The sequence below is a fragment of the Rhizobium sp. LjRoot30 genome, assembly GCF_964253915.1.
Lineage (GTDB): Bacteria > Pseudomonadota > Alphaproteobacteria > Rhizobiales > Rhizobiaceae > Metarhizobium.
Window position 1 is genome coordinate 272,604 of the sequence record NZ_CAXUSG020000006.1, and the last position, 19,851, is coordinate 292,454.

Annotated in this window: 14 protein-coding genes; 7 read left to right on the forward strand and 7 right to left on the reverse strand. The window is 62.8% G+C overall.

The window, feature by feature from the left end; translation table 11 throughout:
• Window positions 1-35: 35 nt before the first annotated feature.
• Window positions 36-1,196 carry an acyl-CoA dehydrogenase family protein gene (locus tag ACSQ3I_RS14805; protein WP_436000101.1) on the reverse strand — a complete coding sequence of 387 codons (1,161 nt, stop codon included), beginning with the start codon at window positions 1,194-1,196 and terminating at the stop codon, window positions 36-38.
• Window positions 1,197-1,380: 184 nt separating this feature from the next.
• Between ACSQ3I_RS14805 and ACSQ3I_RS14810 the strand changes: the two genes are divergently transcribed.
• Together ACSQ3I_RS14810 and ACSQ3I_RS14815 are read left to right on the forward strand one after the other, a co-directional pair.
• Window positions 1,381-1,986, forward strand: coding sequence for an RBBP9/YdeN family alpha/beta hydrolase (locus tag ACSQ3I_RS14810; protein WP_436000103.1), 606 nt, complete (start codon window positions 1,381-1,383; stop codon window positions 1,984-1,986).
• A 353-nt stretch (window positions 1,987-2,339) separates the two neighbouring features.
• The gene (locus tag ACSQ3I_RS14815; RefSeq protein WP_436000105.1) at window positions 2,340-3,761 is read left to right on the forward strand and encodes an FAD/NAD(P)-binding protein; all 1,422 of its coding nucleotides are present in this window, start codon (window positions 2,340-2,342) and stop codon (window positions 3,759-3,761) included.
• Between the two features lie 2 nt (window positions 3,762-3,763).
• On the opposite strand, the gene ACSQ3I_RS14820 is transcribed toward ACSQ3I_RS14815, so the two are convergent.
• Entirely contained in the window at window positions 3,764-4,501 is a 738-nt protein-coding gene (locus tag ACSQ3I_RS14820) for a glutathione S-transferase (RefSeq protein ID WP_436000106.1), read from the reverse strand.
• 56 nt (window positions 4,502-4,557) lie between these two features.
• Window positions 4,558-4,806, reverse strand: coding sequence for a hypothetical protein (locus ACSQ3I_RS14825; protein WP_436000107.1), 249 nt, complete (start codon window positions 4,804-4,806; stop codon window positions 4,558-4,560).
• A 280-nt stretch (window positions 4,807-5,086) separates the two neighbouring features.
• On the opposite strand from ACSQ3I_RS14825, the gene ACSQ3I_RS14830 reads away from it, so the two are divergent.
• Window positions 5,087-5,701 carry an HAD family hydrolase gene (locus tag ACSQ3I_RS14830; RefSeq protein ID WP_436000239.1) on the forward strand — a complete coding sequence of 205 codons (615 nt, stop codon included), beginning with the start codon at window positions 5,087-5,089 and terminating at the stop codon, window positions 5,699-5,701.
• Window positions 5,702-5,715: 14 nt separating this feature from the next.
• Here ACSQ3I_RS14830 and ACSQ3I_RS14835 read toward each other — a convergent pair whose 3' ends face one another.
• The 4 genes from ACSQ3I_RS14835 to ACSQ3I_RS14850 form a co-directional block, all read right to left on the reverse strand.
• Window positions 5,716-5,853 (reverse strand): hypothetical protein, encoded by a 138-nt coding sequence (locus tag ACSQ3I_RS14835; protein ID WP_436000109.1) that lies wholly within the window; start codon window positions 5,851-5,853, stop codon window positions 5,716-5,718.
• Between the two features lie 355 nt (window positions 5,854-6,208).
• The gene (gene pbpC / locus ACSQ3I_RS14840) at window positions 6,209-8,293 is read right to left on the reverse strand and encodes a penicillin-binding protein 1C (protein ID WP_436000111.1); all 2,085 of its coding nucleotides are present in this window, start codon (window positions 8,291-8,293) and stop codon (window positions 6,209-6,211) included.
• Window positions 8,294-8,300: 7 nt separating this feature from the next.
• Window positions 8,301-13,745, reverse strand: coding sequence for an alpha-2-macroglobulin family protein (locus tag ACSQ3I_RS14845; RefSeq protein ID WP_436000241.1), 5,445 nt, complete (start codon window positions 13,743-13,745; stop codon window positions 8,301-8,303).
• Between the two features lie 333 nt (window positions 13,746-14,078).
• A complete protein-coding gene (locus tag ACSQ3I_RS14850; RefSeq protein WP_436000113.1) occupies window positions 14,079-15,002 on the reverse strand; it encodes a PP2C family protein-serine/threonine phosphatase in 924 nt (307 codons plus the stop codon).
• A gap of 211 nt (window positions 15,003-15,213) precedes the next feature.
• Between ACSQ3I_RS14850 and ACSQ3I_RS14855 the strand changes: the two genes are divergently transcribed.
• Genes ACSQ3I_RS14855 through ACSQ3I_RS14870 form a run of 4 tightly spaced genes read left to right on the forward strand, consistent with a single transcriptional unit; the run spans window position 15,214 to window position 19,845 of the window.
• Complete coding sequence (locus ACSQ3I_RS14855) at window positions 15,214-15,732, forward strand: ubiquinone biosynthesis methyltransferase UbiE (RefSeq protein ID WP_436000115.1); 519 nt, start codon at window positions 15,214-15,216, stop codon at window positions 15,730-15,732.
• Window positions 15,732-16,907: a methyltransferase domain-containing protein gene (locus ACSQ3I_RS14860; RefSeq protein ID WP_436000117.1), complete on the forward strand. Its 1,176-nt coding sequence runs from the start codon at window positions 15,732-15,734 to the stop codon at window positions 16,905-16,907. The genes ACSQ3I_RS14855 and ACSQ3I_RS14860 overlap by 1 nt, the downstream gene beginning before the upstream one ends.
• Window positions 16,904-19,291: a SpoIIE family protein phosphatase gene (locus ACSQ3I_RS14865; RefSeq protein WP_436000119.1), complete on the forward strand. Its 2,388-nt coding sequence runs from the start codon at window positions 16,904-16,906 to the stop codon at window positions 19,289-19,291. Before ACSQ3I_RS14860 ends, ACSQ3I_RS14865 begins: the two co-directional genes overlap by 4 nt.
• 5 nt (window positions 19,292-19,296) lie before the next feature.
• Window positions 19,297-19,845 (forward strand): slr1658 superfamily regulator, encoded by a 549-nt coding sequence (locus ACSQ3I_RS14870; protein WP_436000121.1) that lies wholly within the window; start codon window positions 19,297-19,299, stop codon window positions 19,843-19,845.
• Window positions 19,846-19,851 lie beyond the last annotated feature (6 nt).

A 19,851-nucleotide genomic window follows, 5' to 3' on the forward strand; every position in this document is an offset into this window, starting at 1 on the left:
TTGTCAAGTTTGAGCTTCTATCCCATGGCAGGCTACTATGAATTCAGGTGAAAACGCCCGGTCTCCTGAAAAAGCTTGCGCACCGGTTCGTTGGCCGAATGCGCGCGGATGTTGCGCCAGTGGCGATCGAGGTTGAGCCCGATCTTCGTGGCGCCGGCATCGGCCAGTTCGAACAGGGCATTGGCGCTCTCCGCGGCAATGCGGCTGGTCACGACCCGGGCGGCAGCGGTGGACAGCGTCGCCTCGGTCTCCTGGGTGTCGTTGCCGTTGATCTGCGCAAAATCGATCTTCTTGCCGGCGCGCTCGAGCAGGGCGGTGGCCGCTTCGAGTTCGGTCGCCAATTGCCCGATGCGGGATTGCAGCAGCGGATCGCCAGCCTCCCTTGCCGCCCTGCTGCGGATGAAGCCGAGAAGGTCGGCAAAGGCGGCGCGGGCGATGCCGAGATCGATGCCGGCGTGGATGATCTGACCGATGGCGGCGATGGTGGAATGCGGGTCCAACGTCCTGTCGCGCACAACGGAATCGGCATTGATGTAGACGTTCTGCAGGACGGTCGTGCCGCTGGCGGCGGTGCGCTGGCCAAAGCCGTCCCAGTCGTCGATGACCTGCACGCCGTCGGCTTTGCGCGACAGAATGCCGAAGACGGGTTTTTCCTGGGGATCGAGGGCCGCGACCACGACCCAGTCGGAAAAAAGCACGCCGGTCGAATAATATTTGCGGCTGTTGATGCGATGGCCGATGCCATCGGGGGCAAGACGTGTCGCCTCTGCGCCCTCCGCATGCGGCTGTTCGATGATCGCCCCGGCGAAAAGATCGCCGCCCAGCGCCCGCGCATAGAAGAATTTCTTCTGTTCCTCGCTCCCCGCCAGGCGAAGCGCCTCGATGAACTGGAAATGGCTTTGCGGTACCTCGGCGATGGCGCTGTCGGCTTGGGCCAGGATGGCGATGACATCGGCAAGAACCGCGTTGGAAACGTCGATGCCGTCATATTCGCTCGGCACGGTGATGCCCAGCAGCCCGGATTGCGCCAAAAGGTCCAGCTCGGCATAGGGCAGGATGCGGTTGATGTCGCGGTCGCTCGCCCCGGGCGCGAATTCGCCGGCAAGAGTGCGGGCGATATCAAGGGCTTCCTCCTCGCTGGCGATGCGGTGCGCGACTGGCCGTGTGCGGTCGTGAAGATGCGATACGGTTCCCATGGGCCAACTCCAGTGTCAGATGACTTTCCATGCCTGATACGCGCGGCCGGAATAAGAGAAGTTATTCTATCGATCTTATAGAGTTTGAACTTTCATTTCTTAAGCTTTTGTCGCCGGCGCGCATACTAGGCAGAAAGAGACTGGCACGACAACCATGCGCCGGTCCGCATCAGCGAGGTGCGCCATGTCGAAGACATTGCTCGTGCCCGGCCTGAACGGCTCGGGTGAAGGGCATTGGCAGCGGTTCTGGGCTGCCGATCATGACGATACGGTTTTGCTTGAACAGGACCGTTGGGAATATCCCGTGCTGCGGGACTGGCTGTCGCGGCTGGAAGATGCCCTGCTGGCGAGCCCGGGCGCCAATCTTGTCGGGCACAGCCTCGGCTCGGTGCTCATCGCGCATCTGGCCGGCCGCCCGGCGGCGAGGCTGGTCAAGGGGGCGCTGCTGGTCGCTCCCTGCGATGTCGGCCTGACGGGGGTTCTCCACCCGGGGCTGCTGCGCTTCGGCGAGATGCCGCAGGTGCCGTTGCCGTTTCCGACGCTTGTGGTCGGCAGCCGCAACGATCCCTATATGCCTGCGGATGCGCTGCGCCGCTACGCTTTGGCCTGGCAGGCCGATGTCGTCGACCTCGGGGAGGCCGGTCACATCAACATTGCCAGCGGTTTTGGGCGCTGGCCGGCGGGTTATGAACTGCTGCGGCTTCTCGGTGCGCGGGACCGGCGTCGTCAGGCGGTGGCAGGCAATGTGATGCAACCCGCCGCCGGAAGTGCCGAACACCCCGTGCCATAAGGTGCCGCCGGCGGGATTGCCATGGAAATGCAGAAATGCGCCAATGAACAGAGACAGTTACCGCAGGGTCGGAACAATGCGGTTGAATCGGCCGGTGTTTCGTGCCTTTAATAAATAATTAAAATAATAGACTATTGAGAGGTCGAACGTGCCGGATTGCTCCGGCAATCATCTGCAAGCGATGCGCCGGAACGCAAGGACGATGTGGCGCATTGTTAGGCGAGGTGGCTTGCCACCTCACAAACGGAGTCTTCCTGAAGAAGATAGACCAGGCCGTGCGTGCGGACGTTCGAAGTTTTCTGCGTTGCTCTTGTCGCCCCATGACGCCGCCTGCCGAGAAAAAAGGAGATGACATGACACTTCATGGCAGTTTCCTCCCCCAGGCGCGGTTTGGGGAGCCTGGGATGCCCGTTCCGCGTTTTGCCGTCATCGGCCGCGGCTTTTCGGGGCTGATGATGGCGATCGCGCTGCTGCGCGTCGTGCGGCAGCCTTTCGACCTGCAACTGTTCGATCCCAACCCGAATATCAGCGGCGGCCAGGCGCTGGCGTCGCTGCAGATCGGCGAAATCCTCAACAGCCGCGTCCGCGATCTTTCCGTCGCCGACGGCGATCCGGACGATTTCAATCGCTGGCTGCTCGACAATGCCGAGTTCCGCAGCGCCGTTTCGGCGGCGATCCCGGGTTTCCAGCAGATCTTCGTGCCGAAAAGCATCTTTAGCGATTATGCCTACCGGCGTTTTTCCGAGGCGCTCGCCTCGCGGCGCGATGTAACGGTGCGCATCTGCACCGATGTCGTCGAGACCATCGATCGCCGGCCGGATGGCCGCTACCACATCGCCACCTGCGACGGCGAACCGGCGCTTTATGATACGGTGGTGCTGGCGACCGGTTACGGCACCGAAGCCGTAGCGGCACCGACGGAGGCAACGGATGAAGGAACGGTGCGGGCGCGTCGCCTGGTCGATTGTCCGCAGGCGCTGCTCCTGGGCAGCGGCATCCGCGTGGTCGACCGCCTGTTCCAGCTGCGCGACAGCGGTTATGCCGGCCGCATCACCATTCTGACGGCGCACGGATTTCTGCCGCAGAGCCATACGCGGCTGGCGGCCGATCCGGTCGAGCTTACGACCCCGCTGCCGGCCAACCTGCGCGACATCGTCCGGCACCTGCGCCAGGCCTGCCAGCAGGCGGAAGCATCCGGCCAGGACTGGCAATCGGTGATGAACGCCTTCCGCAAGCAGGCGCGCTCCTTGTGGCGGTCCCTGCCGGCGCGGCAGAAGCGCCAGTTCAACCGGCATCTCCGGGCCATTTACGACAGCCACCGCAACCGCTTGCCGGAGCCGCATTACCTGCGCCTGCAGCGCGAGCTTGCCATCGGCAACACGGTCGTCCGCAAGGGGCGCGCCGGACGGGTGACGAACAAGGGTGTCGCGGTTCGGTGGCGGGAGGCGGCCAACGACGAATTCCTGGCTGCCGATCCGGTGATCGATTGCCGTTGCGCGGCTCCGGATCTGACCGCGCCGCTGCTCGCCAATCTGCTGCGGGCCGGGCTGGCTGTTCCCGACGAACTCGGGCTGGGCCTGCTCGTCAACGCCACCGGACAATTGCTGGTGGAGGGCAAGCCGACCGACGATCTTTATGCCGTCGGCCCGTTGGGCCTCGGCAGCCTGCCGGATATCGATCTGGTGCCGGAAATCGTCAGCCAGGCCTATGCGGCTGCCGAACGGATCGCCTACAGGTGCCTCGACGTCGGGCTGGGTGTCGGCAAGGCCTGTTGATCTCAGTCGGCGGGCTGGTCGAGTTCCGGATAATGGCGGAAAATGCCGGCCTCGCTGAAGGCCAGCCGGCGTTCGGATCCCAGATAGGCCTTGATCTTCGGTCGTTGTCTGACGGCGTCGTGCAGCGCAATCAGCAGCGGAATGTCCTTCTCCGCAGCGGTCATCGCCTTCGGGAAGGCGTAACGCAGGCCTTCGACGACATGGAAAAGCGACAGGTCGACATAGGTCGCCGCATCTCCGACAGAGTGAGCGCGGCCCGCCGGGTTCTGTTGCAGCACGCGTTCGAAATAGCGGAGGAATTTCGGCAAGCGTTCAGCGATAAAACTGCCGGTCCGCCGCTTGGCCTCCGTTTTCTGATCCTCGTAATAGAGCGAGGTTGCGATCGGGTGATGGCAATCGTGGATTTCGGCGATGAAATCCGTCAGCGTCAGTTGCAGCCCGTTGGCGAAGATGCGGCCCTGTTCATCCTGCGGGGAAAGGCCAAGCTTCGGGCCGAGATAGAACAGGATGTTGGCGACATGCGAAACGAGAACCTCGCCGTCCCTGAGGAACGGCGGTGCAAAGGGGATGTTGGCTTCCTGCCGGCTGCCGAGAATGTCCAGCATCGCAGTCGTGCCTTGCCCCTGTGCTTCCGAGCCGCGGACGATATCGACATAGGCCGCTCCGGCATCCTCCAGAGCCAGCCTGACGAATTCGCCCCGTCCGGGAATGCCGTCCCAATAATAGAGTTCGTAGGTCATGCCGTCTCCGCTCCGCCGGTTTCCAACCTTTCCATCTAACCCGGTCTGAGGCCTTTCTACCAGCGGGAATGGTCGGCATGGCTTGAGCCGCTGCCGAGCAGATAACCCAGCACGAAACCGATCACGCCGACAGCGAGCAGGGCGCCGGTGGTTGCGGTCGGATGGTCGCGGGCCGTGTCCGCGACGGCGGAGGCTTCATCGCGAACCGTGGCCGCCACCTGCCTGGCGCGTTCGCCGACCTTGGGCTTTTCTTCGTTGACGGTGCCGGTGAAGCCGGCGCGCAGGTGTTTCGGTGTCTCGGCCATGGGGAGCCTCCTCTTTCGGTTGCCCCGGAAAAACTGGCACCGGCCGTGTTTGGTTCCAACCTTTGCCGGCAGGCGGAAAGCAGAGAAGGATTTTACCGTAGAACGGCGGAGCGGCAAAAGCCGGCCCTCGACTTGGCCGGCGACATTGCCTAAACATGTCATCCTTTCCGGATATCCTGTCCGCTCAGGATCGTCTCTCCCGCTCCCTGCAAAGGAAACTCCCTTGTCTGCCGCCGACCGCAAGATCTTTTCCCGCCCGCATGCCGCCTTCCTGTTCGACATGGACGGCACGTTGCTGAATTCCATCGCCGTCGTCGAGCGTGTGTGGGGCGCATGGGCCGAGCGTCACGGTTTCGAGCCGGAGGTTTTCCTCAAGACGGTCCACGGCGTCCGGGCTGTCGATACCATCCGCAATCTCGCCTTGCCGGGCGTCGACGCCGAGAAGGAAGCCGACGATCTGCTGCAGGCGGAGATGGAGGATGTCGAGGGCATCATCCCGATCCCCGGTGCGCTGGATTTCCTCGCATCGCTGCCGGAAGATCGCTGGGCGATCGTCACCTCGGCGCCGCGGGAACTGGCGCATCGGCGCATGATCGCCGCCGGCATTCCGTTTCCGAAGGTGATGGTGACGGGCGAGGATGTCTCGGCCGGCAAGCCGAGCCCGGAATGTTACCTGCTCGGCGCCGAGCGGCTGGGTGTTGCCGCCGATCAATGCGTCGTCTTCGAGGATGCCGTCGCCGGTATCCTGGCCGGAGAGGCCGCCGGGGCGGAGGTGGTGGTCATCACCACGACGCATTCCGGCGCCCATGACACACCACACTTTTCGACGGATACCTATGAGGCGCTGGCCGTCGGCAAGACCGCGGAAGGCCTGCTCACCCTGTCTCGCCGGTAGGCCGGCGCCCGCCTTCACGCGACGTTGCCGAGCAGTTTGACGCCAATCACGATGGCGTAGACCAACAGGCCGGCAATGACGCTGGCCATGCTGGCGGAGGGTGTACGTTCCTGGACATATTGCGGCATAGCCGGGTCTTTCCTGTTCTGCATCCGACACTCCATGCGGACGGTCGGGAAAGCTCTTGGGGCGCGTTCCCTGGCCGGTCCGTCACTTCTGCGTGGTGTCCCGTCCTTGTCCGCGCCCGGCATTTCCGTGCGGTTTGCACGGTGGGCCGGTCATGCGGGAACGGGACGTCTTCACGCCGATATGCCCGGATTTTAGGATGGTGGACAGCTATGCCGTGTATCCCAGGATACAGGCGCTTTCGCTCGTCTCAGAGGGTTTCGCTTAAATATGACGCTTTTTGGCCGCAATTTCGACATTCCGGATGCCGGAAAGCCTCTCGCGGCAGCAATATATGCATCTTGTGGTTGATTTTCGGATCAATGTATAGACCCGCCGCCATCACTCGATGAAAACCCTGACGGTGGCGGCGCGGCCGATGGCGTCGATGACGGTCAGCGTGGAATAACCGTTGCCATCGGGCAGCCATTGGGCCGTCCGCCGGCGGGATGCTTCTTCCAACGGCTTGCCGTTGGCGAGCCAGCGGAAGGGGGCGCGGCCGCCCTGCAGCTTCAGGGCGAGCGGCATGAGTTCGCCGCTTGCGAGGCTGCCGAGTTCGACGCGGGCGCCTTCCGGCGGATAGATGATCTGCGGCGCCGCCTCGCGGGTGGAAGAGGCCAGCAGGCCGCTCGACGTCATGGAGAAACGCCGCTGGCTGATCGGCAGGTCCGCCTGCTGGATGCGGATGGCGCCGGAAGGCGCCCGTGGCAGGGCGGTGATGGCAAACCCCGATTTCGCAAAGCCTTCGAAAAGGATCGGCGCTGCGGAGGCGAAACCGGTCAGGCCCGGCACCGCGCCGTTGTCCGGCCTGCCGACCCAGACACCGAGCACATAATTGCCGTCGAAGCCGACAGACCACGCATCACGGTAGCCGTAGCTCGTGCCGGTCTTGTAGGCGATGCCGCGCTGGACGGCGCCGAGCGGCGGCACGACGCCGGAGAGGATGTCGGCGACATGCCAGGCGGCCACCGGCTCCAGCAACGGTTCGCCATCGATTTCGCCGGGAATATCGCGGATGCCGTCGCCGAGCCGCACCGGCTTGCCGCGGTTGGCGAGGCCGGCATAAAGCTGCACCAGATCCTTGAGCGTGATGCCCAGGCCGCCGAGGCCGATCGCGAGGCCCGGCGTTTCGTTGGCGGGCAGCAGGGTCTGAACCTCGCCACGGCGAAACCGCACCATCAGCCGTGTCGCGCCGACGGCATCGAGCAGCCGGACGGCCGGAACGTTGAGCGACAGTTGCAGCGCCTGGCGAACGCTGACATCACCCTGATAGGTCATGTCGAAATTGCGCGGGCGGTAGCCGAAGAAATCCGCCGGCCGGTCTTCGATGATGGTTTCCTGCGCGACGATGCCCTGCTCGAACGCCAGTCCGTAGATAAAGGGTTTTAGCGTCGAGCCCGGCGAGCGGTAGACACGGCTCATGTCGATCCAGCCCGAGCGGCTGGTATCGAAATAATCCGCCGAGCCGACCTCGGCGACGATTTCGCCGGTGTGCACATCGGCCATCACCATGGCGATGGAGACTTTCGGGCCGAGTTTTGCCGCCGCCTCGCGCGCGACGGTTTCCAGCCCCTGCTGGGCCTTGCGGCGCAGCGTCGTCTTGTGCTGGATCACGCCCGGCTGCTTGCGCAACGCCGCTTCCGCCAGGTGGGCGGCAAAGGCCGGCAGTTGCAGCCGTCGTGTCGGAATGGCCGAGAGTTCGGCACGCTCGGCCTCGCCTTCGCCGATGACATCGACGACGGCCATGCGGCTCAGCACCCGCTTGCGGGCCGCTTCCGCTGCCGCGAGATGCCGGTCCGGCCGGCGTTTTTCCGGCAGTTGCGGCAGCGCGACGAGAAGGGCCGCCTGCGACACGGTCAGCCGCCGCGGCTCCTTGCCGAAATAGGCGAGGCTTGCGGCGCGCACGCCTTCGAGATTGCCGCCATAGGGGGCGCGGGTCAGGTAAAGATTGAGGATATCCTGCTTGCTGAGCCGCCGCTCGATCTGCACGGCGCGGACGATCTGCAGCAGTTTCGAACTGAAGCTGCGGCCGTCGCGCGGCTCGATCAGGCGGGCCACCTGCATCGACAAGGTGGAGGCGCCGGAAACGATCCGCCCGTTGGTGACGAGCTGGTAGGCGGCACGGCCGAGCGCCATGACATCCACGCCGCCATGGTCGTAGAAGCGCCGGTCTTCATAAGCGACCAGCATCTTGAGGAACTGCGGATCGACGTCCTCGGTCGTCGCCTTCAGCCGCCAGCGGCCTTCCGGCGTGGCAAAGGCACGAAGAAGCTGACCATCCGCATCCAGCACTTCGGCAGAAACCGTCGCCGCCCCTTCGAGCGGCGGCGGGAAGGCGCGGTCGGCGGCGTCGAGCCCGTAGGCGGCAGCGGCGGTGATGCCGGCTGCCGCCACGAGACCGATGCAGACCTTGCGCCAGATCGCCATGATCGCCTTACTCTGCCTTCAGCACTTCCATACGGCCGGTCGCCGTACGGGCCGAGAACTGCGGACGATACATGTCTTCGACGCTGGCAGCCGGATGATCGTAGGTGCCCGGCGTCACGGCGCGGACGACATAGGCGAGCGTGATATCACTCTTTTCGCCTTCCTCGCGATTGTAGGCCGCCACGAAACGGTCGCTGCGGAATTCGCTGTGGGCGGCGCTCTGTTCGCCGATCCACTCGAAATTCGTCATCTGGGCGCTGTCCACCAGGCTCGGATTGTCGATCTCGAACCCGGCCGGCAGAAGATCGCTCACCAGGATGCGCGAAGCCCAGGAGTTCTTCTCCACGATCTTCAGCACCACGACATACCGTTCGTTCTGCTTAGCCTGGCTGACATTGGCCTCTTCGCCATCGAGCGTGTAGTAGGTGCGCTCGATTTCGAAGCCATCGCCGCCGGCCGGCAGCGGCTGCAGCGGTGCCGCAACCGTGGTCACCACGGCGGTGACCGGGTCGTTCGTCCGGTTGGTGACGGTGACCGGCTGCTGCAGCAACTCGTCGCCGGTGATCCGGCTCTGGTAACCGCCCTGGTGCTCGGTGCCGTTGATGTCGATCTTCAGATCGGTATCGGAGTTCTTGATCGCCCGAGCGGCCAGCAGCATCCAGGTCTGTTCCTGCGTGCTGGTGTAGCGCGACTTTTCCCAGTTCCTGGCGACGATGGTCGACAGTGCCGGGATGATTTCCGGAACCGGGCGGCTTTCGGCGGCCAACGCCAGTACGGCAGCATCGTCACGCAGGGCCGAACCGTAGTCCGAACGCGACAGGCTGACATTGGTCACCAGCGACGACATGTCCAGCGCCTTGGCGAAGACGAGGCGCGAACGCTGCGCATCGCCGTAAAGCGCCAGCGCCGCGGCAATATGCGCCTTGGCGAGCGGTGTCGGGAAGTCGTCGATTGCCGTATCGGCATAGTAGCGCAGGTCGCTGATCGCGGCCTTGCGGTTGCGGGCCAGCACATAGGTCGCATAGGCGATTTCGTTGCCGCGACCGGTGATGTTGGTGTCATAGCCGACAGCGTTCTGCAGGTTGTCGAGTGCCACCACCAGCGAGCGTTCCGGAACATCGTATTTCTGTTCGCGGGCGCGGGTCAGGAAGTCGGTGACATAGGCGTCGAGCCAGAGGTCGCCGGAACCGGGGCTCCAGAGCCCGAAGCTGCCGGTGGACGACTGGTAGGACAGCACGCGATAGATCGCTTCCTGCACGCGCTTCGGCACTTCCGTGTCCTCGGCGATGTCCGATTGCTTGGAAAGCTCGCTCAGATAGAGCAGCGGCATGGCGCGGCTGGTCGTCTGTTCGGCGCATCCATAAGGATAACGGTCGAGGCTCATCAGCAGCGCCGGGATGTCGAAGGCCGCCGACCGCGTGACGTTGAGGCTGACCGAGGCACCCTGCAACATGCTGTCTGCCAGCAGTTCGCTGTTGATCGTCAGGCTGCCATTGGCGGCAACCGTGATCGGCCGGCGCGTGGTGATCGGCAGCGAGGACGGCCGCACGGGGATGTTGACCGACTGTTCCCAGCTGGCGCCATCGGCGCCGGACAGGCGGATGGTGATCAGGCCGTTGCCGGCATAACCGCCCATCAGCGGCAGCGTGACGTCAGACTTGCCGCCGGCTTCGAGGCGGATGGTGCTTCCGGCAGCGGCCGGGTCGACGGTCACCACGTCGTTGCTTGTTACCTGCAGCTGGTAGTCGCCGGCAGGCGCGTCCGTATTGGCGATATCGATGCGCAGGTCCGAAAGATCCCCGGGGGCGAGGAATTTCGGCAGGCTGGCCGTCACCACCACCGGATCGCGGATGATCACGTCGGAGGTGGCGTGGCCGACGCCATGCTTCGACCAGGCGACAGCCATCAGCCGCGCCGTGCCGTTGAACTGCGGGATGTCGAAGTTGATGGTCGCCTTGCCTTCGGCGTCGAGTTTGACCGGGCCGGAGAAGAAGGCCACCAGCTTTTCCGTCGGAGGGCTACCGTTCAGCGGGCCTTCCCCGCCGTCACCGCCGGTGCGCAGGCGACCCATGGCGCCGAGCGAACCGTCGATCAGGCGGCCGTAGATGTCGCGGATTTCAAGCCCCAGCATGCGCTGGCCGAAATACCAGCCGTCCGGATCCGGAACCTTGTAACGCGTCAGGTTGAGGATGCCGACGTCGACAGCCGCCAGCGTCACATAGGCTTCGTTGCCGACATCGGCACCGCTGACCTGGATCGGCACGGACAGTTCGCCGCGCGGCAGGATCTTTTCCGGGGCGCTCAGCGCAACCTTCAGCTTGCGGTCGCCGGGATCGACGGTCAGCCACTTGATGCCGATGGCGCGCATCGGCATGCGGCTTTCCTGCGCGTCGCCCGGCCTATAGAGCGTGGCGGTCACGTAAGCACCGGCACCCCAGTCGGCGGTCACCGGCAATTCGACTTCGCCGCCTTCGGCCGGAATGCTGGCGAGTTTGGTCGTCAGCAGGTTCTCGGCGCCGACAGTGACCAGCAGTTCGCCGGCAAAACGCGGGCTAACCTTCAGCTTGGCGGTTTCGCCAGGCGCATAACTCTCCTTGTCGAGAGCGATTTCCAGGCCGTCGGGCGTTTCCGTCGACTTTGCCTCGACATACCAGCCGGCATCGAATTCGACGCTCGACTGCGGGCCGTCGATGGCGGCCGTCTCGACCTCCAGCCGGTAGCGGCCCCAGCTGACGGGCGCCGCGATGCTGGCGCCGTCGGTGGTGGCGTCAACCTTGCCGGTGGCGATCTGGCTGGTCGTCAGGATCGGCTCGTACCGCCAGCTGTTGCCGTCGCGATACCATTGGTAATTGCGCGAGACCGACAGGAGTTTCCACTGCAGGCCCTGCATCGCCTGCTTCTTGCCATCGGCATCGACGCTGATGACGTTGAAGCGGGCCAGCGTGTTTTCAGCCAGGTCCGTGCCGAACTCCGGCTTGATGCCGATGCGGGCGGTTTCGGACTTGACCGGCAGCGTCAGCGTCCGCTCGACGGCCCGGCCGCCGGCTTCCAGCATCCGCACCAGGATCTCGGCGCTGAGCAGCTGCGTGGTGGACGGCGCCTCAGTGAGGTTGACGTCGATCACCGCCTTGCCGTCGTCGCCGATGGTCGGCAGGCCTTCCAGCGGGAAGCGGGATTCGTCGTCGCCGGCATCCTCGTCGGCAAGGCCGAAGAAATAGCCCTTGAAGGCATCCGTCGTGCGGGTGCGCTTCAGGCCCACCGCGCCTTGCAGTTCAAGGCCCACGGCCGGCGCGCCGTAGAGATAACGGCCGTCGATATCCACCTGGGCCGGCGTGCCGATCGCGATTTCCTTCGCCGTGCTCGTCATGTCGAATTCGACCCGATCGGGAACGAAGTCTTCGACGAGGAACTGTTTTTCGGCGATCGCCGTGCCGTTCGTATCGGTGAAGATCTGCATCGACCAGGTGCCGCGCATCGAGTTCGGCAGGAGGTCGAGGTCGTAGGTGTAGCCACCCATCGTGCCGGTGCGCACGACGCGGCGATCCTCGACGCCATCGGGGCGATTGAAGATGAAGGTCAGCGGCAGGTTTTCGATGGCAAGGCCGGCGCTGTCGCGGGCGAGCGCCGAGGCGTGCACGGTCTCGCCGACGCGGTAGATGCCGCGTTCGGTCCAGGTGAGCACGTCGATGGCGCCCGGCGAAGCGCGGCCGGTGACGCCGCGATCGGAAAGATCGAAACCGGCGCGGGTCATGTCGAGGAAGACGTAGTCCTGCTCGCCGTTCTGCGCCGTGATCATTGCCGGCACCATGGCGGCGGTGCCGCGCAGCAGGCCGGCGCTGAACGTGGCGCGGCCTTCCGCGTCGCTGGTCGCTTCGCCGAGGATTTCGTTGTTCTTGGCAAGAAGCTGCAGCTTGACGCCGGTAATCGGCTTGGCGGTCGCAAGCGAACGGGTGAAGACGGTCAGGCCGTCCGTGCCGGTGTAGGTGGAAAGGCCGGTATCGGAGACGACGAACCACTGGGTGGCGCGGCTATCCCAATATTCCTGGTGCGCTTCCGGCACCTGCGCCGTCAGCACGTAGACGCCCGGCTTGCGCTGCGGCAGGGCTTCATCGACAGGGAAGCTGGTGACCACATCCTTGTTGAGGTCTGGCTTGATCTCCAGCGAGCCTTCCCAGACGAGCTGGCCCAGTTCGTCGCTGATACGGCTGGTGTTGTAGCCGTCCATCTGGGTCAGGAACTGCGAGTTGGTGAGCAGCGTGGCGATGTTGCGGTCGCCGACGCGGTAGAGCTGGAGGTTTGCTTTGGTGGCATTGACCGAAACCAGCGGAATGCCGCGGCGGGCGGTGCCCGGCAGCACGAAGCTGTCGCCGGTGAAGCGGACGCTCGCCGAGCGGTCCTTCACATAAAAGTCGATATCCACCTGCTTTTCGAGGTTTTCCTCCACGGAGGACGGCAGGCCGGGACGCAGGCTGATGCGGTAGCGGTCGCCGTGAACCAGGCCGTCGATGCAGATTTCCGTGCCCTTGGCTTCCAGCCCCTGCGGAGCGGCGCCGTTGATGGTCACGAAGGTGGAATAATCCGTGCCGTTCTTGACCAGCGCCTCGGAGAATTGCACGCAGGCGCGCGGCGTTGCGCTATCGGCATCCACCGTGTGGTTGGTCACGCGGAAACCCTGCTGCTCGCGCAGCGTCACATATTCGGAGTGGACGAGCGGATCGTCGACCAGCGCCAGGCTTGCCTTGTAGGCGCTCAGCGCGTTGCGATAGCTTTCCGAGCCGGCCAGCGCCGAAGCGAAGGCAGCCAGCGCCTGCGCCCGCGTCCCCGTGGTGCGGCTGGCCTGGTAGGCGTTGAGGCCGGCCAGCGTGCCCTGCCGCGACAGGTCGGTGCCGCTCGAGGCGCGGGCGCCGGTGCGCGTCAGCTCGATCCAGAGGCCGACATTCTCCTTGTCGTAGACCAGCGCCGACTTGAACGCCATCATCGCCCGTTCGAGGTTCGATACGGCGCGTTCGGCGAGACCCATCGAGGAGAGGCCGAGGATGCCCTGGTCGGCGAAATCGGCCGTAGTCAGGTTGTCCTTGTATTCGCGGGCCTGCTGCACCAGCTCGTCGGAGACGAAAGACAGGGCGGGAGCGGCACCGATATCCTTCTCGGCGCTGACATCGACAACCTTGCCGGCGATGGCGCCGGGGAAGCTGTTGATCTTGCTGAAGTCGGACTTCAGGAAGCACCATTTCACCTTGGGATTATAGGTGAATGCCCGGCAGGCCTGATCGCCGAGGCAGATCGTCTGGCATTGGTCGAGCGAGACCTCCGTTTCGGTCCTGAGGTCGAAACCGAAATAGTCGCTGTCCTTGACGGTGACGACCTCGCGTTTCGTTTCCGCGGCCGTTGCCGGAAGAAGCGGGATGAAGAGAAGGAGAAGAAAGGCAGAAAACCGGATGAGTGCGCGCATAGACATAAAGTCCTCCCAACGCTGCCCGTTTATCGGTCTAGTCTTCCGGCTTCGGCACGGCTTGTCAACGCATGGTCATGCGACCGTCTGCGTGATGCGTGATTGCAACCAAAAGAGGTGTCCCCGACGAATCAATGCTGAATTTAAGCCAACGCGCTCCGCAAGATTGCCTTGCAGGACCGCATGGGCATTCAACGGAGGGCGGTGGGGATTTATTCGGGGGCCCGCAGAAAAAACTTTCGCGGGCATTTTTCCGCAACTATTTTTGGTCTCTATTTTGGCCGCCTGCTCGGGTGAACGTGTCTTCAAGACCGCGCGCGTGAAAACCGGGCGTCAGAAGCGCACTTCGAGGAGCGAAAAATCGTCGGGCAGCGGCCCGTCGCTGTTGAAGGTGCGCACCCATTCGTGGATGGCCGCCGGCGTATTGCCGGTCTTTGCCGCGAAGGCCGCCAGCTCGTCGACGGAGAGCATGTCGTCCTCCGGGCCGTTGACCTCGAATGTCCCGTCGCTGAGGATCAGCAGGCGGTCGCCCGGGCCGACCTGGACGGATTTGCATTCGTAGTCGACATCCGGGAAGGCGCCGATGGCTATGCCGCCGACGGTGATGAGCAGTTCCGGCTCGGCATCGGGCGCATCGGCGCGAATGAGGATCGACGGCGGGTGGCCGCCGGTCGCATAACGCAGTTCTCCCGTGGCCTTGTTGTAGACGCCGTACCAGATGGTGAAAAACATATTGTTTTGTTTTTCCATCGGAAAGGTGGCGTTGAGCGCCGCCATGACCTGGGATGGATCACGAAAATCGGCATTGGCGAGCGCGGAGGCACGCAGCACGTTGATCGCGGTGACGGACAACAGGGCGGCGCCGACGCCGTGGCCGCAGACATCGAGCAGGTAGAAGGCGAAATGATCGTCGTCGAGGGCGTGGTAACCGAAGGAGTCGCCGCCGAGCTCCGTCGACGGCACCAAGAGCCAATCCGTCTTCGGTGCCTGGCTTCTCTTGTCCGGCAGGATGGAGAAGACATAACGCGTGGCATCGGACAGTTCTTCCTCGAGCCGCGCCTGGGTTTTTTCCAGAAGCAGGTTCTTTTCCGCCAACTGATCTTCCACCGCCTCGCCATGTTCGATCATGGCTTCGTAGAGCAGTTTGAGATCCTCGAATTCGGCCGAGAGACGCTCGATTTCCGCATTGGCACGGTCGAGTTCGGCTTGCTTCTCGTCTTGAGACAGAGATTGTTGGTCAGACTGAGGATTTGACATTTCGTTCATGTTTCTGTGTGATTTTGGCTGCCAGTCGCCGAGAGAAGTGCTTGATTACACTTTAAACTTGAAACAATGAGAAAAAATCTCGCGACGGGCGGTATTCTTTTTTTCGTTTCAGGCCTTGAGTGAAATATTCTCGGCTTTCCTGTAACCTTTGTCCGGTCGGTTATCTTTCGGGTGATCGATCAATCTACACTGGAATTGCGGTATGAATTCAAGAGCGGAACCAGCAGAAAAAACAAACTTCGCGCTGTTGTTGCAATTCGACATGCAGATCGACGGTTTTTCGTCCAATTGGGCCTATTGTGATCGCCTGTCCTCTTTCGTGGCACGGATGATCGGCCATAACAGGACGGATTCCCTTTTGTATTCAAATCTGTTCTCGTCTGCATTCAATGAGTTGCTGGAAACGGCGTTCCGGATTCACGAGCCGGGCAGCGATTTCGTCTGCCGCATCTGGCGCAAGGGGCCGACGGACCGGATCGAGCTGACCATCCCCTGCAATACGGAGTTGAGCGCGTTCTACAAGGACGCCGTCGGCACGCTGGGCGAAGACAACCTTGCCGAGCGGTATCACTCCGCACTTTTCTCGGACGGGCCGCTGCAGCCATCCATCGGCCTGATGGAGCTGGCCGTCGACTACAAGGCCCGCCTTTCCATAGCAGCTGCGGGGGACCGCGCTATCCAACTCGTTGCAGAGTTGTCTCTTGAGGATGTAAACCAGTGATGCTCGATACCATAACGCCAACCTATACGGCCCGGTTCGACGAAAACAGCCAGGAGCTTTCGCTCATCGGCTCGATGCGGCCGCAGCACGAAGCCGACATGGCCAAGTGCCTGCAGGTGCTCGAGCAGTCGCTGCGTCTGGTGCGTGGCACGCTGTATATCAACGTCAAGCGGCTGGTGCGGGTTAACAACATCGCGTTTCGCATCCTGGCGGCGGCGCTCGTCAATGCCGCGACGGAACGGCCGGACCTGAAGATCAAGATCATCACCTCCAGCGTGGTGGGCTGGTCGACGAAGAAGTTCGGAGTGCTGAGCGCCGTCAATGCGAACCTCATCGTCGAGGAATACGACAACGAATTTTATCCTGGCCAGACCTTCGTCGAAAACAGCGATTTCATCCATGTGCTGCGCACGCAGACGAAGATGACCTGGCGCCACGAGCGCAGCATCCTGCCCCGCCATGGCCTGAAACCGGGCATGAAGGTCGCCGACATCTGCTGCGGCATCGGCGATTTCGCCGTGCTGATGCAGAAGGAATTCAACCCGTCGCGCATCGTCGCCCTCGACCATTCGAAGTCGAGCCTGGCCTATGCCCGCGGCGTGGCCGAGGAATTTGGCATTTCCGGCATCGAATACATCTATGGCGACGCCTCGGAGATGCTGCTGGAGGACAACCAGTTCGATTTCGTCACCTGCCGCCATGCGCTGCAGGTTTTCGACCGGCCGGAACTGATCCTCAAGGAACTGTATCGCATCTGCAAGCCGGGCGGCCGCATCTACGTGACCAACGAGAAGAACTCCCATTGCCTGGGCGAGCCGCATGGCGACTCCATCCAGTGGACCTATACCGAGGTCGCAAAACTCTGGCATCACTTCAACATGGACATCGAATGCGGCCCGAAAAGCCGCCGGCTGCTGCAGGACAGCGGCTTCGACAAGATCCAGATGGAATCCTTCATGGTCACCAATCTCGATGGCGACCCGCAGGATTTCGCCGATATCATCGAGTCCTGGAAGAACCTGTTTGCCGGTGACATGGCCAACCAGCGCGGTGACACGCCCGAATTCATCGAGCGGTTCAAGCGCGGCTTCGACGACCATATCTTCGCGGCACTGCATCCCAAGGGATATGCCGGCTGGCCGATCTGGGTAGCCTCGGGACGGAAGCCGCTATGACCGACATACAGTCTCAACCAGATAGCCTCGGCAAGGTAGGCTATCTTTCCCCGCGCAGTTTCCGTGCCAAGTTCATTCTGGTCGTCGGCGCTGCCGTGCTGTTCGACCTGCTTCTCGGCGGTGGCATTGCCATCTGGAACGTGCAGCATCTGTCGCGCGACGCCGCCAACCAGGTGGGTGAAGGTCTGACCGAGGCCAACCAGGAATACCTGAAGACCTATATCGAGACGACTGCGTTGCGCGCCGACCTGCTCCTGGAGCAGGTGCATTCCGACGTCACCACGCTTGCCAACACGATGCAGACCCTCGGCGACCATCCGGAACTCGAAGCTGCGATCGGCACGGCGCTGGAGCGGAACCCGGCCTTTTCGACCTCGCTGGTCTATGACCAGACGGGTGGCTGGGCGCAGAATTCGGCCGGCGCCGCCTCGGCGGTCAGCGTCTGGGGTTATCTGCTCGATCCCAGCCATCAGCCGGTCCCGGCGGCGCAAGACCAGGTCCGCAACAGCGAGATTCTCGGCCTTCTCGGCCCGGCGCTGATGAAGACCGGCTCGCCGAAGCTGCAGATGTATTATGTCGGCCCCAAGTCGGCCTCCATCATGCGCGCCACGCCCTATTCCGAGCAGGCGCAGACCTTCGACAAGCTGTATCCGGGCCACAATAACGGACCGAACTTCTGGGATTTCTTCTTCCCCGGCGTTTATGAGGGCTGGCAGTCCTGGATCGCCAATCCCGCTTCCCGCCCTGTCGATACCGATATCGTCACCACGGCGCCTTATATCGATGCGATCACCGGCAAGCTGATCGTCAGCTTCTTCCATCCGCTGTGGACGGCCGATCGCAAGGACGTCGACGGCATGGCGGCCGTCGATATCACCCTCGACCAGCTTTCGGGCCTCGTCCAGAGCGTCAACATCGCCGAAACCGGCTTCGGTTTCCTGGCGATGTCGAACGGCAACGTCATCACCACCAGCAAGATCGGCGAAGAAACGCTCGGCCTCAAGTCCAGCGACCAGAGCGGCCAGGGCGTCACCGGCGTCGACCGGTCGCTGAAGGCCAGCACCCAGGAGGCGATCGCCTCGCTGGCGCTGCCGAGCGACGGCAGCACGCAGATCCTGCACATCAACCTGAAGCGCAACGGCGAAGACATACCGCATCTTGTCGTGCTCAAGCAGCTCAAGCCGGCCAACCTCTGGGACGGCAAGGGCATCGTCAAGGAAACGATGACGCTCGGCTTCGTTGTTTCCGAACAGGAGATCTACCAGTCGCTGATCGCGGCGCAGGACGCGTTGTCTTCGGCCACGAGCCGGATCGTCAACTACCAGATCATCGCAGTGCTGGTCAGCCTGCTGATCGTCTTCATCGCGGTCTTTGCAATTTCCGGCCGTATCACCGCCGGTCTCAGTGCGCTCGCCGATGCGGCGCGGCGGCTGCAGAACAAGGACTATTCGGTGCGGGTCAATATTCCGAGCCGTGACGAAGTCGGCGCCGTCGGCGTCGCCTTCAACCGAATGGCCGAGGAGATCCGCTTCCATACCGAGAACCTGGAAAAACTGGTCGAGGCACGCACCCACGAACTGGCGAATGCCAACACCGAGATCAACGCGCTGAACCAGAAGCTGAAAAGCGAAAACCTGCGCCTCGGCGCGGAGCTGGATGTCGCCCGTCATATCCAGATGATGGTGCTGCCGAAGCCGGCGGAACTGGGCGCTATCCAGAAGATCGAGGTTGCCGGTTACATGGAACCTGCCGACGAGGTGGGCGGCGATTACTTCGACGTGCTGCACGACGGCTCGCGGATCAAGGTCGGCATCGGCGACGTCACCGGACACGGCCTGGAAAGCGGCGTCCTGATGCTGATGGTCCAGTCGGTTGCCCGCGCGCTGCAGGAGCAGGGCGACGAAGATCCGCGGACGTTCCTCGAAGTGCTCAACCGGGCGATCTACAAGAACATCGAGCGGACCAAGACCGACAAGCATCTTTCGCTTGCCTTCCTCGACTACCAGGACAAGCAGATCACGCTGTCCGGCCAGCATGAAGAGGTTCTGGTCGTTCGCAAGGAGGGTGAGGTCGAACGGGTCGATACGGTCGATCTCGGCTTCCCGATCGGGTTGGAAAGCGATATCGCGCCGTTCATCGCGACCCGCGACATCCCGTTCGACAGCGGCGATATCATCGTCCTGCATACCGACGGCGTGACCGAAGCGGAAAGCCCGACGGGCGAACTCTTCGGGCTGGAGCGGCTTTGCGAAAGCGCCCTCAAATACAGGGATTGTGACAGCGCCGAAGAAATCAAGGCGGGCATCATCGCCGACCTGATGGCACATATTGCGACCCAGAAGATCCACGACGACATCACCCTCGTAGTGATGAGGCACAGATAAAGGCCATGACAATCCATTTCGGCGATATCATTTTCAAGAACGAGCCGACGTCGTTCGGCAATCGGCTGCAGCTGGCGGAAGGTCCGATCGACCTCAACTGGCATCATTGCAGCGTGACATCGGAATTTCTCGGCGAATTCTTCGCGCTGCGTTGCGGCGCGAAGAACCTGGATTACAACGAGGCGCGCCACAGCATCGGCTATCTCGTCAACGAACTGCTCGAAAACGCCATCAAGTTCCGTGCGCCGGGTGACATCGTCATCGAAACGACGCTTCAGGAAAACCATTTCGAGATAAAGGTCACCAATCTGATCAACGTGGAAACCTCTAATCGTTTCCAGCCCCTGCTCGCCGAATTGACCTCGCGCGATCCCGGGGACCTGCTGATCGAGCGGATCGAAGCCAATGCGGAAGACGCATTTTCCAGTGGATCGGGGCTTGGCCTTCTGACGTTAATGAGCGACTATGGCGCCCGATTAGGATGGCGATTCAGCCCCGTTGCTGAAGGCAACAACATTCGTCTAGAAACTTTTGCCGCCCTTGATTTTGTCTGAAGTCGG